The following is a 16,536-nucleotide window of genomic DNA, read 5'->3' as shown; positions in this document are numbered from 1 at the left end:
ATACGCCGTAAAGGGTGCACGATACACCAATGTCACAGCAGCTTCGAAGGCCCGACCGGATCGATCTGCGCCCAATGCGCGGCATCTTCACGATGAGCCTGCAGGTACGGCAGCACCGCCGTCAGCAGCGGCACCTTGAACGCTTCCTGGAAACGATGGGCCATGCCGGGAATCAACTTCAACTGGCTGCCCTGGATATGCGCCGCCAGGTGCACGCCGTGCATCACCGGCAGCAAAGGGTCGGCGGTGCCGTGGACCACCAGTGTCGGCACGCGCAGCTGGTTGAGCAGCGGCACACGGCTGGGTTCGGCGAGGATCGCCATGATCTGGCGCTTCACGCCGTCCGGGTTGAAGGCGCGGTCATAGGACAGCGCCGCCTGGTGCAGCAACACCTGGCGATCGTCCTTCACCGTCGGGCTGCCCAGCGCCGCGAGCAAATCCGCCTGCTGCTCCAGCGCCACTTCACGATTCGGCGCACTGCGTCGCGACAATAACTGCACCAGCGCCGCATTCGGGGCCGGCAAGCCTTCGGCGCCGGAGCTGGTCATGACCAGGGTCAGGCTTTCCACGCGCTGCGGCGCCATCGCCGCCAGGTGCTGGGCGATCATGCCGCCCATGCTTGCGCCCAGTACGTGGAACTGTTGGATCTGCAAGGCGTCCATCAGGCCCAGGGCGTCATCGGCCATATCCGTCAGCGTGTACGGCGCCGATACCGGCAGGCCGAGCTTGTAGCGCAGCACTTCAAAGGTCAGGTTGGCGCTCGCCGGCGCCTGGCGCCAGGTGGAGAGGCCGACATCGCGGTTGTCATAGCGGATCACCCGGAAACCCTGCTGGCACAGGGCAACGACGACTTCGTCGGGCCAGTGGATCAGTTGCCCGCCCAGGCCCATCACCAGCAGCAAGGCCGGGTCGGACGCACGGCCGATACTCTGGTAGGCGATGCTCACCTGGGCCAGGTCGACCGTTTGGGTCGGGACATTGACATCACATCGAGACGCCGCAAAAGACGGCAGGCCGAACAGTAGAGCGGCCAGTAAAAGCAACACGCGCATGAAAAACACCGAAACGCAGAACCCCAGTAGAGCGCGAGTCTGATGAAGTTTGTTCAAGGGCGCTGCCACAGTTCCATGACAGTTTGATGAAGAGTGCCCGGCGGTCGTGGTCGACACAGCTTGCAACATGAGACAAACTCACGCTATCCCGCTTCGTCACAAATTGTCTTCATGGAGAGCCCGTGCTCGAGATCCGTCACCTCAAGACCCTGCACGCCTTGCGCGAGGCCGACAGCCTGGTGGAGGCCGCCGAGCGCCTGCACCTGACGCAATCGGCGCTGTCCCACCAGTTCAAGGAGCTGGAAGAGCGCCTGGGCATGCCGCTGTTCGTGCGCAAGACCAAACCCGTGCGTTTCACCAGCGCCGGCCTGCGCCTGCTGCAACTGGCCGACGCCACCCTGCCCCTGCTGCGCGGTGCCGAGCGCGATATCGCGCGCCTGGCCGGTGGCACCGCCGGACGCCTGCACATGGCGATCGAGTGCCACAGTTGTTTCCAGTGGCTGATGCCGACCATCGACCAGTTCCGCGATGCGTGGCCGGAAGTCGAGCTGGATCTGGCCTCGGGCTTTGCGTTCGCGCCGCTGCCAGCCCTGGCCCGTGGCGACCTGGACCTGGTGGTGACGTCCGACCCGCTGGAGCTGCCGGGCATCACCTATGTACCGCTGTTCACCTACGAAGCCATGCTCGCCGTGGCCAACCAGCACGCGCTGGCGAACAAGGCGTACATCGTGCCCGAAGACCTGCTGAGCGAAACCCTGATCACGTACCCGGTGGAGCGTGACCGCCTGGACATCTTCACCCGCTTCCTGGAACCGGCCGACGTGGAACCGGCCCAGGTGCGCACTTCGGAACTGACGGTGATGATGATGCAACTGGTCGCCAGCGGTCGCGGCGTGTGCGGCATGCCCCATTGGGCCCTGCATGAATACAGCTCGCGCGGCTACGTGAAGGCCAAGCGCCTGGGCGAGAAAGGCTTGTTTGCGACGCTGTATGCGGGGATTCGTGCGGATATGCTGGATGCACCGTATATGCGCGATTTTTTGCTGACGGCCAAGGACACGTCGTTTTCAACGCTGGACGGCGTGAGCGCGGTGCGCTGAAACAACACCCTCCCACATTGGCTCTCAGCCAGAGTTGAGTTCGCGCCACATGTAGATTTTGTCGAAGTAGTCCACACCCACCCGCACCGCCAACGGTTCCAGGCCGTACTGGATAAACCCGCAGCGGCGGTACAGCGCAAACGCTGCATCGTTGCCGGCGGTGACGGTCAGTTGGATCACTTTCAGGCGCGGATGTTGGCGCGCTTCATCCAGCGCGGCCTCGACCAATCGCCGGCCCAGGCCTTTGTGCTGGTGCGCCTGGGTCACGTACATGCCGAACAGGGTCACTTTGTGCCGCGCCTTCTCCCGAGGCTCGAAGGCCAGGCCGACGATGCCGGCCAGCTCATCCCCGACGTACGCGCCGAGCAAACGATCCAGCGGACTCTCCAGGCGTTTTTCCCACCAGCTCAACGGCATCGCCCCACGCTCGGCCACACTGGAAGTGAACGCCTGGGGATAGGCGCCGTAAGCTTCCAGCATCAACGCCCGATAAGCCTCGGCATCGCTGGCCCCCAGCGCACGCACGCTCATTCGCGTCAGGCCGGCGTGGTCAGTGACGCGCGGTAAAACGGCAGGATCAGGTCACGGGTCAAGGGCGCCAGCACCAGGCCGCCATCACCGGCCGGGTCGATCCAGCGCACCTCTTCGATTTCAGCGGCCGGGCTGACCGGAACATCGATCTGCACCTGGAACAATTCAGCGTCCACGGTAAACCCCGGTTCGTTGGCCGCGGGGGCCGAGAAGTGACCCAGGTAGACCGCGTCGCCGGGCTCGATGCGCAGGTTCAGCTCTTCGTACAGCTCGCGGGCCAGCGCCTCGACGGGCTGCTCACCGGCGTCGATCTTGCCACCGGGTTGCATAAAGGCCTGGGTGCCGCGCTTGCGCACCAGCAAGGTGTGGCCGTCGCTGCCGATCAGCAGGGCAGCGGCGATACGGATAGTGCTAGGCATGAACTGAAAACCTTGAACTCAAACAATGAAAATTAATGGAGCACCCCTTCGCTCTCGTCCGGCTCCTTGATGAACACGCTGTACTTGGCGCCTTCCATCGCCTCGAACGCAATCAGCTTGTCCACCAGCGGCAGGTTCAGCACCTTGCCGGCATTGAGCAGCAACATGCCGTTATCGGCGTTGAGGTTACGCGCCAGGACCATGCCGTCTTCCAGCTCACGGGTGGTGAGCACCTTGACGGTCGGATCGCCCAGGGTCACGTCACTGAGAAACGCAGCGCACGCCAGGATGAAGTCCTCGACCAGGTCCGGATCGTAGAGGCGCCCGGCATACTTGCGGATATACAACAGCGCTTCATCGCTGTTCAGGTGCCGCTCAAGGATCAGGCCTTTCTGCAACTCGATGAAGTCCACCGCCAGTTTCAACAGGCGTGAACCGAACGGAATCGCATCGCCCTTGAGGTGGTCGGGAAAACCACTGCCGTCCCAGCGTTCCTGGTGATGACGGATGATCCGCGCCGCATCCTTCATCGGCTCCAGGGTCATCAGCAGTGATTCGCTCTGGGCCGGATAGCCACGGTAGCGCTCGCGATCGGTACTGTGCAGCTTGTCGGCGGGCTCGATCAACATGCTGTCGCTCCAGCTCAGCTTGCCGATGTTGTACAGCGCGGCGGCCATGGCCATGTCGCGGGCGCTGGCTTCGTCTATGGACTGGGCGGTGCAGTACACCCGCACCAGTTCGATCAGTGCACGGTTGGTCTGTTTGTTCTTGGGCAGGCGCAGGTTGGCCAGCAACGAAAACACTTCGGTGCCGGTCACGTAGCTGCGCTTGAGCTCGTCGTAGGCCAGGTCGAGCATGTCGGCGGTCTGTTGCAACTCACTGGTGCGTGCTGCCACGCGCTTTTCCAGGGTCGCGTTCAACAGCTTGAGCTGGTCGTTCTGCTGATGGGCCAGGCGTTCCAGCCGCTGAAATTCCAGGGCCTGCTGCAGGATTAGCTTCAGTTCGTCGTCGTTCCAGGGTTTGCCGATATAGCGGTGGATCGCCCCTTCGTTGATCGCCTTGATGATCGTCGGCAGGTCGGCGTAGCCGGTGAGCAGGATGCGACTGGTGGCGGGATAAAGGCGATGAACCTCGGCCAGCAGCTGCGCGCCGTCCATGCCGGGCATGCGCGCATCGCTCATCACCAGGTCGATGGGCTGGGCGGCCATGATCTCCAGGGCCTGGGCGCCGCTGCCCGCGAGCACGACATCAAAGGGTTGGCCGCGCAACAGGCGACGCAAGCTGTTGAGAATCGACTCTTCATCGTCGACCAGCAAAATAGTGGGTTTCGTCGCAAGTTGTTCATCCATGCCTGCTGCGCCTTCACATTGAACTGAATTGAGCTGATTTGAAACCGTGTGCCAAGCCATCTTCCCTCGCTTAAGGCGCGGAGTTGATTTGACGCCAACTGGCCGCCGAATTCAAGGGACCTCGACTACACTGTCACGGCAGGTCTGCGCCCCGCTCAGCCATGGAACCAAGGAAGGAATGGTTATGCCGTCGAACCGTTTGCAGATAAGGCGCGCACTATGAACCCGAACGCAGGGCGGGCCAACCGTCGCATCCTGATCGTCGATGATGTCACGTCCATCCACCTGGACTTTCGCAAGATCCTCTGCGCCGACGCCGACGCCGAGCCCTCCCTGGATACCCTTGAGCAAACCCTGTTCGGCACCCCCACCGTCCCTCGCCAGGCGTTTATCCTGGATTCCGCCTATCAGGGCCAGGAAGCCCTGGAGCTGGTGAATCGGGCCCTGGCAACCAACGCCCCCTACGCCATGGCGTTCATCGACATGCGCATGCCGCCCGGCTGGGACGGCCTGCAAACCATCGAGCAGTTGTGGAACGTCGATCCCAACCTGCAGATCGCCCTGTGCACCGCCTATTCCGACTATTCCTTTGAAGCGATCGAGGCGCGATTGAAGTACAACGACCAGTTGCTGATCCTGAAGAAGCCCTTCGACCACCTGGAAATCCGCCAGATGGCCAGCGCCCTTACGTGGAAATGGCAGCTCGCCCAGGATGCCGCCCTCAAGGTGATCGGGCTCGAACGCACGATTGAGGAACGCGTGCAGGAGTTGCTGAAAGTCTCGCACCTGCTGCAATACGACGCGCTCACGGAGCTGCCCAACAGCACGCTGCTGGGCGACCGCCTGACCCAGGCCATTGCCCTGGGCCGGCGCCATGACACGCAACTGGCGGTGATGTTTATCGGCCTCGACCGCTTCAAGCGCATCAACAACGCCCTGGGTTATCCGGTGGGGGATGAGGTGCTTCAGCAGGTCAGCCAAAGCCTGGTGGCGGCCGTGCGTGAGTCGGACTCGGTGTTTCGCTATGGTTCGGACGAGTTTGTGATCCTGCTCAATGATGTCCAGCATCCCCAGCAAACCCAGCACATCGCCCAGAAGGTGCTCCAGGCCATCAGCGTTACCCGGCATGTCGCGGGGCACGACCTGAGCGTTACCGCCAGCCTCGGAATCAGCATCTACCCGAACGACAGCAGCACTGCGGTGGAACTGATCAAGCACGCCGAAACCGCCATGCACACCACCAAGGAGCGTGGCCCCGACGACCTGAGTTTCTACACCGAAGACATGAACCTGCGCGCCCGGCACCAGCAGAACCTGGAAAGCGCGATCCGCCAGGCCCTGGAGCACGATGAGTTTGCGCTGCACTACCAGCCCAAGCTGGACCTGGAAACCGGGCGGATCCTCGGCGCAGAGGCGCTGATCCGCTGGTTTCAACCGCGCTCGGGCTGGGTCCACCCGGCCGACTTCATTCCGGTGGCCGAAGACAGCGGGCTGATCGTGCCCTTGACCCAGTGGGTGCTGCGCCACGCCTGCGAACAGGCACAGGCCTGGCGCACCATGGGCCTGGCGCCGCTGCGCATCTCGGTGAACATCTCGGCCATCGACTTCCGCCAGCGGGAGTTTGTCGACAACCTGGCCGCCATCCTCAAGCAGACCGGCCTGCCGCCCAACCAGCTGGAGCTGGAAATCACCGAAAGCGTGCTGATGCAGAATGTCGACGAGACGGTCGATATCCTGAACCGGATCAAGGCCATGGGCGTGCGCCTGGCCCTGGATGATTTCGGCACCGGCTACTCCAGCCTCAGCTACCTGCGACGCTTTCCCATCGATGTGCTGAAGATCGACCAATCATTCGTGCGCGGGCTGCACGAAAATAGCCAGGACGCGCAGCTGATCAGCGCTATCATCGGCATGGGCAAGAGCCTGGAGCTGAACATCATCGCCGAAGGGGTGGAGACCCTCGAACAGCTGAACTTCCTGAGAGCCCAGCACTGTGAAGAAGGCCAGGGCTTTCTGTTCAGCAAGGCCGTGCCTGCGAAGGATTTCGCCCAGTTGCTGCAGGTGGGCAGCCCCACACTGATGCCCGACCAATAGCCCTATGCCTGCAAGGAGTGCTCGCTTGAGCGACGTTTCAACCTACCGTTTCGGCTCCATCCTCGCGTTGGGGCTGTGCCTGGGGACGACCGTGACGGCCGCGCCGCTGGACGAAGCGCTCAAGCCCCTGCCGCCGGTGCCGCACCTCGATGCGGCCAAGGTCGAACTGGGCCGCCAGCTGTTCAATGAGCCGCGCCTGTCAGTGAACAACACGCTGTCGTGCGCCAGTTGCCATCACCTCGAATCCGGGGGCGCCGACACCAGGCCCTTCTCCCTGGGTTTCGACGGCAAACCCGTGGAGATCAATACACCGTCGGTCTTCAACGCCAGCCTGAACTTCAAACAGTTCTGGAATGGCCGGGTGGACACCCTGGAAGCGCAGGTCGAGCAAGTGGTCATCAGCCCGGTGGAAATGGGCAGCGACTGGAACACGGTGGTGCAGAACCTGACCGCCCTGCCCGCCTACCAGGCGGCGTTCAAGCAGGCCTACCCCGATGGCGTCACCGCCGCCAATGTGCAAAACGCCCTGGCCACCTATGAACGCACGCTGCTGACGCCCAACTCACGGTTTGACCAGTACCTGCTGGGCAACACGGAAATCCTCACGATCCAGGAAAAGTACGGCTACCAGCGCTTCAAGGATTACGGTTGCATCGCCTGTCACCAGGGCATCAACATCGGCGGCAACATGTTCCAGAAATTCGGCGTGATGGGCGACTACTTCAAGGCCCGCGGCAACCCCGTCGAGTCGGACCTGGGGCGCTACCTGCTGACCAAGGATGAGGAAGACCGGCACGTGTTCAAGGTCCCCAGCCTGCGTAACGTCGCGGTCACGGCCCCGTATTTTCACGATGCCTCGGCCAAGACCCTGGAAGAAGCCGTCGACGTGATGTTCAAGTTCCAACTGGGGCGCAATCCTTCACAGGAGGATAAAGACCTGATCATCCAGTTTCTCAAGACCCTGACCGGCGAATGGAAAGGCAAGCCTTTATGAGCAGACCGTCATGACCCTTTCTCGCCGCCGCACCAGCCAGTTGGCCTTGGGGTTGATCACCCTGTTGCTGGCCTCGACCCTGATTTTTCTGTACATCAAGTCGTCCAGCGACCAGGCGTCTTCCTACACCCACTCCCGGGACCTGATCCGGCAGTTGCAGCAACTCAATGCCCAGTGGGACAGCGAAGTCCTCAAGGCCAGGATAGCCATCACCCACAACTACGACCCCCTGGTGACGCCCCTGACGGAAATGACCCGGTTGTGGGCCGAACTGGAAGCACGCGACTCGTACCACAGCCCGCAAGACCTGCCCGCCTGGCAAGCCAGCCAACAGGCTTATCAGGCGGCCATCCAGGAAAAGGCCCGGCGCGTCGACCAGTTCAAGTCCCATAACGCGGTATTGCGCAATTCCCTGGCCTTCCTGCCGACTGCCGAAGACGATATCCAGGCGCAGTTCAACCAGGTGAACGACGATACAAAACCGCAACTGCAAAGCGTGGCCACCGACACCTACGACTTGCTGCTCAGCAGCCTTGAATTCGCCCAGGTCACCAGCGACGAGCGCGCCGCCGACATTCTCGTCGGCCTGGGCAAGCTGGCCGTCAACCAGGAACTGCTGCCCAGCGAATTCCGCGGCCCGGTGGAGATCCTGAGCAATCACATCGAACTGATCCTGCGCGAGCAGCCGGTGGTGAACACGTTGCTCGAACAGATCGCCGCCATTCCGGTAGCCGAACGCCTGGATGACCTGACCACCCACCTCAACCAGGACCAACAGGCCCTCGACCTGGTCGAGCAGCAATACCACCGTTACCTGCTGGTGTTCTCGACCCTGCTGGTGGCCCTGCTGCTGTTCCTGACGGTTCGCCTGCTGCGTAGTTTCGCCGAGATCAACCGCGTCAACCGCGCCTTGCAGGCGGTGAACGAAACCCTGGAACAGCGTGTGGAACGACGTACCCGACAGCTCAAGGATGCCCAGAGCGAGCTGATGGACAGCGCGCGCCAGGCCGGCATGGCGGAGATCGCCACCAACGTGCTGCACAACGTCGGCAATGTGCTTAACAGCGTGAACATCTCCGCCGACCTGGTCACCCGCAAACTGCGCAGCAGCAAGGCAATGGGCCTGGGCAAGGCCATGCAGTTGATCAACGAACGCCAGGGCGACCTGGGCACTTTTATCACCGAAGATGAGAAGGGCAAGTTGCTGCCCGGCTACTTGAACCAGTTGGTGGACGCCATTGCCGTCGAGCAACAAGGCCTGATCGAGGAACTGGGGCAATTGAGCAAAAGCGTGGACCATATCAAGGACATTGTCTCCACCCAACAATCCTATGCGGGCGCGCCCTCGCTCAAGGAGCCGGTGCAGATCAGCACCTTGATGGAAGACGCCCTGCGCATGAACGCGGGGGCCCTGAGCCGGCACAATGTCACAGTGGTCAAGCACTACGGGCAGGTGCCGGAAGTCCTCGGGGACAAACACCGCTTGCTGCTGATCATGGTCAACCTGATCAGCAACGCCAAGTACGCCATGTCCAACCTCACCGACCGGCCACGGCAGATGACCCTTACGGTCCAGTCGCTGGAGGACAACAGGTTGCAGATCAGCGTGAAGGACGAAGGCGAAGGCATACCGGCCGAGAACATGACCCGGATATTTACCCATGGTTTTACCACCCGCAAGGAAGGCCACGGTTTCGGGCTGCACAGCTGCGCCCTGGCCGCTGTCGAAATGGACGGCCACCTCAGCGCCCACAGCGACGGGCCGGGCCTGGGCGCGCTATTCACCCTGACGATCCCCCTCATTCCTGCCGGAAGCCTCGTATGAACCAGCCTCCCAACCGGCGCATCCTGTTGATTGATGACACACCGTCGATTCATGAGGATTTCCGCAAGATCCTGATGCCGCCCACTGAATCCAACCAGGAGCTGGATGACATGGAGTCGGCACTGTTCGGCGAAACCAGCAAACCCACGGCCCCCCCTTTCGACCTGCACTCGGCCTACGGCGGCGAAGAAGGCCTGCAGTTGCTCATCACCGCCATGGCGCACCAGCAGCCCTATGCCCTGGCGTTTGTCGACATGCGCATGCCCCAGGGCTGGGACGGCGCGAGGACCATAGAAGAGCTCTGGAAAGTCGCCCCCGACCTGCAAGTGGTGGTGTGCACCGCCTACTCGGACTATTCCTGGGAGGACCTGCTCGACCGCCTGCAAGGCCATGATCGCTTGCTGATCCTGAAAAAACCGTTCGATAACATCGAAGTCCAACAGATGGCCAACACCCTGGCCAATAAATGGGACATGGCCCGTCGCGCCACCCTGCAAACCACTCATCTGGAACGGCTGGTGGAACAACGCACCCACGCGCTGCAGCTGGAAATCGAAGAGCGCAAGCACCTGGAAAGCCAGCTGGTGCAGTCGGAAAAACTCGCCTCCCTGGGGCAACTCGCTGCGGGCGTGGCCCATGAGATCAATAACCCGGTAGGCTTTATCTCGTCCAACCTCAGCACCCTCGACGGCTACTTCACCCAGTTGCAACAGATGCTGGAGGCTTACCGGCAGGCCGAAGAAAGCCTCGCCACGGGTGAACAGCACGAGCAGCTCAAGGCCTTGCGCACCCGCCTGGAACTGGAGTTTCTACAGGAAGACATTCCGGTGTTGATCCACGAGTCCAAGGAGGGCATCGGCCGCGTGGTGCAGATCGTCAAGGACCTGAAAAACTTCTCGCGGGTGGACAACGACCAGACCTGGCAATTCGCAAACCTGCAACAGGGCATCGATTCGACGCTGAACATCGTTGCCAGCGAACTCAAGTACAAGGCCGATGTGGTCAAGCACTACGCACCGCTGCCAGAGATCGAATGCCTGGCCTCCCAGCTCAACCAGGTGGTGATGAACCTGGTGATCAATGCGGCGCAGGCCATGGGGCCGGAGCGCGGCATCATCACCATCAGCAACGGTGTGGAAGGCGAGAACGTGTGGCTGGAAGTGGCGGACAACGGCTGTGGGATTGCCCCCGAGGCGGTGCAGAAAATCTTCGACCCGTTTTTCACCACCAAGCCGGTGGGCGAAGGCACTGGCTTAGGGCTGTCACTCTCCTACGGCATCATCAAGAAACACCATGGCGATATCTCTGTCAGCAGCGAACTGGGCAAGGGCACGAAGTTTCGCGTGGTATTACCGATTCGGCAGACGGCGGCGTAGGACACGCCGCCGAATCATCCGCCCCTGCGCAACCTGTTATTTCTGACAGTAGACAGACCCTTTTCCCGACTCGAGACTCCACACAAGCAACACGATTGCATGCCGGTGGCGTGCTGAACGTGAGGCCTGGGCTCTCATCGTCGAAGGAAAGGACACCATGTCTACGCGCCGCGAGTTCCTCACATACGCGTCACTGGGCGCCTTGCTCATGCCACTGGGCAGGGGCGCCCTGGCGGCCGATACAGCCGACCCGGCCAGTACTTTTTCCTTCGAAGGCTTGATCGAACAGGCACAGGCCGATGCCTTGAAACCCTACACCTACCCCAGCACCGCATCGGCCGCGCTGCTGGCGCGACTCGACTACGCCGCCCATGGCCAGATCCGCTTCAAACCCGAGCACGCCCTGTTCGCCAAAGGCCCCGGCAAGTTCCCTGTGACATTCTTTCACCTGGGGTCGTTTTTTCGCACGCCCGTCAGGCTGTATGTGCTGGACAACGGCATCGCCCGCGAGATCGTCTACGACCCGGCGCACTTTGATATGCCGGGCGACAGCCCGGCCCATGCCCTGCCCCGTAACAGCGGGTTCGCCGGCTTTCGTATCCAGGAAAGCCGCCTGGGCGACCAGGCCAGGCTGGCGTGGCAACAAAACGACTGGGTGGCCTTTCTTGGCGCGTCGTACTTCCGGGCCATCGGCGAGTTGTACCAGTACGGCCTGTCGGCACGGGCGATTGCTCTGGATGTGGCACAAGCCGGCAAGGCCGAAGAATTCCCCGACTTCACCCATATCTGGCTCGAGCCGCCAAAGAACCAGCACACAAACGCCATGACCCTCTACGCGCGGCTCGACGGCCCCAGTATCTGCGGCGTCTACCGTTTCGTGATCCACCGCACACAGGGCGTGGTCATGGACATCGACTGCACGTTTTTCCTGCGCAAGAACGTCGGCCGGCTGGGCATTGCGCCGCTGACCTCGATGTTCTGGTTCAGTGAAACCGCCAAGCGCACCGCCGCCGACTGGCGCCCCGAGGTCCACGACAGTGACGGCCTGGCGCTGTGGACCGGCAACGGAGAACGCATTTGGCGGCCCTTGAACAACCCGCCACGCACCCTGGTTTCGGCGTTCAGCGACCGGCAACCGAAGGGCTTCGGCCTGTTACAGCGCGACCGTGATTTCGACCACTACCTCGATGGCGTGAATTACCAGCGGCGCCCCAGCCTGTGGGTCGAGCCATTGGGCGATTGGGGCGAAGGCAGCGTGCAACTGATGGAAAACGGCACCGACGACGAGATCCACGACAACATCGTCGCAATGTGGGTGCCCTCGGCCCCGGCGGAAGCGGGCAACCGTTATGCGCTGCGGTATCGCCTGCACTGGCTGGCCCGGGAGCCCTACGTTTCGCCACTGGCGGTGTGCGTGGCCACTCGCCTGGGCAAAGGCGGCTCACCGGGCGAGCCGCGCCCGCTGGGGGTACGTAAATTCGTGGTGGAATTCCAGGGCGCCCCCTTGAAAAAACTCGCACCGGGGGTCAAGCCCGAGGCCGTGATCAGTGGCTCCAGGGGCGCGCTCAGCCGGGTCTTTACCGAAGCGGTGCCGGACGGCGTCGCCGGCCATTGGCGGGCACAGTTCGACCTGAGCGTCGACGGCAAGGACCCGGTGGAATTGCGCCTGTTCCTACGCCTGGACGGCCAGCCGCTGTCAGAGACCTGGCTGTATCAGTACCACCCCTTCCATTCGGAATCGACGGCAATCGGTACCCCTTCAACGGCTGACACCGGCAATAGTCCATGAGGCTCGGCGGTCAATGGGCGCTGCTCTGCCTGGCCCTCAATGCCAGCGGCAACGCTCTCCAGGCCGGCGAGCAGGCCCCGGTAGAGGCCTTGTTGCAGCAGATGACGCTGGAAGAAAAAGTCGATCAACTCAGCCAGCTCGGCGTCCAGGACACACCTACCGGCCCGGTCATTGACCCAGGCGAGCTGGCGCAACGGCCCATGAGCACCGTGGGCTCGGTCCTTGGCGCCTACGGCGTCGAACAGACCCGCCGGTTACAGGAACACGCCGTCACCCGTTCGCGCCTGCCTATACCGTTGTTGTTTGCCTTTGATGTGATCCACGGGTTTCGCACCGTATTTCCCGTGCCGTTGGCAGAAGCTGCGGCCTGGGACGTTGACCTGGCACAACGGACCGCTCGCGCGGCGGCCGTTGAAGCGACGGCCAGCGGCATACACTGGACCTTCGCGCCCATGGTCGACATTGCCCGCGACCCGCGCTGGGGCCGTGTGGTGGAAAGCACCGGCGAAGATCCATTCCTGGGCGCAGCGCTGGCCAGCGCCAAGGTGCGGGGGTTCCACGGTGCCGGGCCTGCCGACCCGTCATTTATGCTGGCGACCGCGAAACACTTCGTGACCTACGGCGCGGCAGAAGGCGGGCGCGACTACAACGTCGCCGACGTGTCGGAACGCACCTTGCGGGAGGTGTACTTGCCACCTTTCCAGGCGGCCGTGGCGGCTGGCGTCGATGGGATCATGCCCTCGTTCAACGAACTGGCCGGGACGCCCCTGCACAGCAACACCGCGCTGTTGACCGGTGTGCTGCGCAATCAGTGGCGGTTCCGTGGCCTCATTGTCAGTGACTTCAACGCCCTCTGGGAGCTGAGCCAGCACGGCATCGCCGGCGGTCCGACCGACCGGGCACGGCTGGCGTTCAACGCCGGCGTGGACATCGACATGGTCAGCCAGACGTACCGCCAATACCTGCCCACCCTGGTGCGCACTGGCCAGGTTTCCCTGACCGCCGTGGATAATGCGGTGCGCCGTGTACTCCAGGCCAAGCAGCGCCTGGGACTGCTTGACGATCCCTACCGCTACAGCGACGAGGCGCGGCAGCGGGCCAATGTCCTGACCCCGCAGCACCGGGCACTGGCACGCGAGGCCGCGCAGAAGTCCATCGTATTGTTGAAAAACACCGACGCCCTGCTGCCGCTGCCCAAGCACCTGCGCAACATGCTGGTGGTCGGCAGCCTGGCCACGGACGCCGAGGCCACGCTCGGCCCCTGGGCCTTGGCGGCTCATCCCCAAGATTCGATCACGGTCTTGCAGGGCATACGCCGTGCCGTCGCGCCTGGCACCGAGGTGGTTTACCTGCCCGGCGCTTCGCCCATCAGCACCGAGACGCAGAACCTCAACGAGGTCCGGCAGGCCGCCCGCCGCGCCGAGGTAGTGGTCGCCGTGCTCGGCGAGCGCGCCGATCAGAGCGGCGAAGCCCGCAGTCGCGCGGACCTGGGCCTGCCGGGTGCCCAGGAGGCGCTGTTGCGTGCCCTGCTGGACAGCGGCAAACCCGTGGTCATCCTGTTGATGAATGGCCGCCCGCTGGTGCTCTCGCAGAACGTGCGCCAGGCGCCGGCGCTGCTGGAAACCTGGTTCCTGGGCAGTGAGATGGGCCATGCCGTGGCCGATATCCTGTTCGGTGACGTCAACCCCAGCGGCAAACTGCCGATCACGTTCCCCCGCAACGTGGGGCAGATCCCCCTCTACTACGCGCACAAAAGCACCGGGCGTCCGCCCAGCGGCGATGAAAGGTATACCTCCGGCTATATCGATGAACACTGGACGCCGCTGTATCCCTTCGGCTTCGGCCTGAGCTATACCTCGTTCAGTTACTCCGCACCGCGGCTCAGCACACAGCGGCTGGCGTCCACCCAAGTGCTAGCTGTAAAGGTCACCGTCACCAATACCGGAGCGCGCCCAGGCGAAGACATCGTGCAGTTGTACCTGCGCGATGACGTCGCCAGCGTGACCCGCCCGGTTCGCCAATTACGCGGTTTCCGCAAAGTGCAACTGGCGCCCGGCGAGGCTCGGGACTTGACCTTCACCCTTGACCAGGCGGACTTTGCCCTGCTGGACAGCAACTTTTCGCCGGTGATTGAGGCCGGCACGTTCACCGTCTTCGTCGGGGCAGATTCGACCACCGAAAACCAGGCCCGGTTTGAACTGACCGATGGCCGCGCCTTGTCTATTTCGGGCCAGTCCGTCCCATCACCGGGATCAAACTGAGTCCACCTGCAGGTTGTCTGGCGTTTCGTTACTGGCGCAGAATGCCGGATCGACCTGAGAGTCCGAACCCAAGGAAACCGTATGAGCCTGTCCTTGCTAAGCCGCTACGCCTTCTTTGCCGTGTGCGTCATTTTCACCCTCGCCAGCCTGCCCTTTATCCAACACGAATGGCTGTGGCCCATCACCCTGGTCACCGGCGTGTTGAGCCTGATCGGTATTTTCGACCTGTTGCAAAGCCCCCACGCCGTACGCCGCAACTACCCGATCCTGGGCAATATCCGTTACCTGGTGGAAGCCATCCGCCCGGAAATCCGCCAGTACCTGCTGGAGTCCGACAGCGACGCCCTGCCCTTCTCGCGCTCGCAACGATCCCTGGTGTACTCGCGAGCCAAGAACGAAACCGCCGACAAACCCTTCGGCACCCTGATCGATGTGTACCAGCTGGGTTTCGAATTTATCGGCCACTCCATGCGCCCCGCGCCCCTGAGCGACCCCAGCGCCTTTCGCGTGATGGTCGGCGGCCCGCAATGCACCCAGCCGTATTCGGCGTCGGTGTTCAATATCTCGGCGATGAGCTTTGGCTCGTTGAGCGCCAATGCGATCCGCGCGCTCAACCAGGGCGCCAAGCTCGGCAATTTTGCCCATGACACCGGCGAAGGCAGCATCAGCCCCTATCACCGCGAAAACGGCGGCGACCTGACCTGGGAACTGGGCAGCGGCTACTTCGGCTGCCGCACCAGCGACGGCCGCTTCGACCCGGAGCGCTTTGCCGCGCAGGCGCAGAACCCGCAGGTGCGCATGATCGAAATCAAGATGAGCCAGGGCGCCAAACCCGGCCACGGCGGCATCCTGCCCAAGCACAAGGTGACTCAAGAGATTGCCGAAACCCGCGGGATCCTGATGGGCGAAGACTGCATCTCGCCGTCGCGTCACAGCGCGTTCTCCACGCCCATTGAGCTGATGCAATTCATCGCCCAATTGCGCGAACTGTCCGGCGGCAAGCCGGTGGGCTTCAAGTTCTGCCTGGGTCACCCCTGGGAATTCATGGGCATTGCCAAGGCCATGCTCGAAACCGGCATCCTCCCGGACTTTATCGTCGTCGACGGCAAGGAAGGCGGCACCGGCGCCGCGCCCGTGGAGTTCACCGACCATATCGGCGTGCCGCTGCGCGAAGGCCTGCTGTTCGTGCACAACACCCTGGTGGGCCTGAACCTGCGCGACAAGATCAAGCTCGGTGCCAGCGGCAAGATCGTCAGCGCCTTCGACATCGCCAGCGTGCTCGCCATCGGCGCCGACTGGGCCAACTCGGCGCGCGGCTTCATGTTCGCCATCGGTTGCATCCAGTCCCAAAGCTGCCACACCAACAAATGCCCGACCGGCGTCGCCACCCAGGACCCGTTGCGCCAACGTGCCCTGGTGGTACCGGACAAGGCCCAGCGCGTGTTCAACTTCCACCGCAACACCCTCAAGGCCCTGGCCGAAATGCTCGCGGCGGCAGGCCTGGACCACCCGTCGCAGCTGTCGGCCAAGCATCTGGTACGACGTATGTCGGCCACCGAGATCAAGCTGTTCTCGCAGTTGCATGTGTTCCTCAAGCCTGGCGAGCTGCTCAGCGGCGAAGTGAATGGCGAGTTCTATTCGCGCATGTGGCAGATGGCGCGGGCGGACAGTTTTGAACCCCATGAGGTGGTGGCTGCATAACCTGTAAACACCCTTTCCTGCTGAACCGGACCACCGACGGCATCG

General features: G+C 62.8%; 12 protein-coding genes. 8 read left to right on the top strand and 4 right to left on the bottom strand.

The genetic code is table 11. The features are described from left to right. Positions 1 to 32: 32 nt before the first annotated feature. Positions 33 to 1,052, bottom strand: coding sequence for an alpha/beta fold hydrolase (locus BLQ09_RS08950; RefSeq protein ID WP_027604616.1), 1,020 nt, complete (start codon positions 1,050 to 1,052; stop codon positions 33 to 35). A 182-nt stretch (positions 1,053 to 1,234) separates the two neighbouring features. On the opposite strand from BLQ09_RS08950, the gene metR reads away from it, so the two are divergent. Continuing rightward, positions 1,235 to 2,152 carry a transcriptional regulator MetR gene (gene metR, locus BLQ09_RS08945; protein ID WP_027604617.1) on the top strand — a complete coding sequence of 306 codons (918 nt, stop codon included), beginning with the start codon at positions 1,235 to 1,237 and terminating at the stop codon, positions 2,150 to 2,152. Between the two features lie 24 nt (positions 2,153 to 2,176). Here metR and BLQ09_RS08940 read toward each other — a convergent pair whose 3' ends face one another. From BLQ09_RS08940 to BLQ09_RS08930, 3 genes are read right to left on the bottom strand one after another with little or no spacing between them, the layout of a single operon-like run. Further along, positions 2,177 to 2,683, bottom strand: coding sequence for a GNAT family N-acetyltransferase (locus BLQ09_RS08940; protein ID WP_027604618.1), 507 nt, complete (start codon positions 2,681 to 2,683; stop codon positions 2,177 to 2,179). 5 nt (positions 2,684 to 2,688) lie between these two features. Further along, a complete protein-coding gene (locus tag BLQ09_RS08935; protein WP_027604619.1) occupies positions 2,689 to 3,102 on the bottom strand; it encodes an NUDIX hydrolase in 414 nt (137 codons plus the stop codon). 32 nt (positions 3,103 to 3,134) lie between these two features. Continuing rightward, entirely contained in the window at positions 3,135 to 4,451 is a 1,317-nt protein-coding gene (locus tag BLQ09_RS08930) for a response regulator c-di-GMP phosphodiesterase, NosR family (RefSeq protein WP_092356312.1), read from the bottom strand. A gap of 219 nt (positions 4,452 to 4,670) precedes the next feature. Between BLQ09_RS08930 and BLQ09_RS08925 the strand changes: the two genes are divergently transcribed. From BLQ09_RS08925 to BLQ09_RS08895, 7 genes are all read left to right on the top strand, one after another. Then, entirely contained in the window at positions 4,671 to 6,545 is a 1,875-nt protein-coding gene (locus BLQ09_RS08925) for a putative bifunctional diguanylate cyclase/phosphodiesterase (RefSeq protein WP_027604621.1), read from the top strand. 25 nt (positions 6,546 to 6,570) lie between these two features. After that, on the top strand, positions 6,571 to 7,539 hold the full coding sequence (locus tag BLQ09_RS08920; RefSeq protein ID WP_092356309.1) for a cytochrome-c peroxidase: 969 nt from the start codon (positions 6,571 to 6,573) through the stop codon (positions 7,537 to 7,539). A 10-nt stretch (positions 7,540 to 7,549) separates the two neighbouring features. Then, positions 7,550 to 9,364 carry a DAHL domain-containing protein gene (locus tag BLQ09_RS08915; RefSeq protein WP_027604623.1) on the top strand — a complete coding sequence of 605 codons (1,815 nt, stop codon included), beginning with the start codon at positions 7,550 to 7,552 and terminating at the stop codon, positions 9,362 to 9,364. Beyond that, positions 9,361 to 10,740 (top strand): ATP-binding protein, encoded by a 1,380-nt coding sequence (locus BLQ09_RS08910; protein ID WP_027604624.1) that lies wholly within the window; start codon positions 9,361 to 9,363, stop codon positions 10,738 to 10,740. The genes BLQ09_RS08915 and BLQ09_RS08910 overlap by 4 nt, the downstream gene beginning before the upstream one ends. A gap of 208 nt (positions 10,741 to 10,948) precedes the next feature. Continuing rightward, positions 10,949 to 12,529: an OpgD/OpgG family glucan biosynthesis protein gene (locus BLQ09_RS08905; RefSeq protein ID WP_256568690.1), complete on the top strand. Its 1,581-nt coding sequence runs from the start codon at positions 10,949 to 10,951 to the stop codon at positions 12,527 to 12,529. Next, the gene (locus BLQ09_RS08900; RefSeq protein WP_092356303.1) at positions 12,526 to 14,790 is read left to right on the top strand and encodes a glycoside hydrolase family 3 N-terminal domain-containing protein; all 2,265 of its coding nucleotides are present in this window, start codon (positions 12,526 to 12,528) and stop codon (positions 14,788 to 14,790) included. The genes BLQ09_RS08905 and BLQ09_RS08900 overlap by 4 nt, the downstream gene beginning before the upstream one ends. Before the next feature lie 81 nt (positions 14,791 to 14,871). Then, positions 14,872 to 16,491 (top strand): FMN-binding glutamate synthase family protein, encoded by a 1,620-nt coding sequence (locus BLQ09_RS08895; RefSeq protein ID WP_092356300.1) that lies wholly within the window; start codon positions 14,872 to 14,874, stop codon positions 16,489 to 16,491. Positions 16,492 to 16,536: the final 45 nt, after the last annotated feature.

The sequence above is a fragment of the Pseudomonas sp. NFACC25 genome (genome assembly GCF_900100935.1).
GTDB classification, from domain to species: domain Bacteria; phylum Pseudomonadota; class Gammaproteobacteria; order Pseudomonadales; family Pseudomonadaceae; genus Aquipseudomonas; species Aquipseudomonas marginalis.
This window is presented reverse-complemented; position numbering and strand designations above follow the sequence as displayed.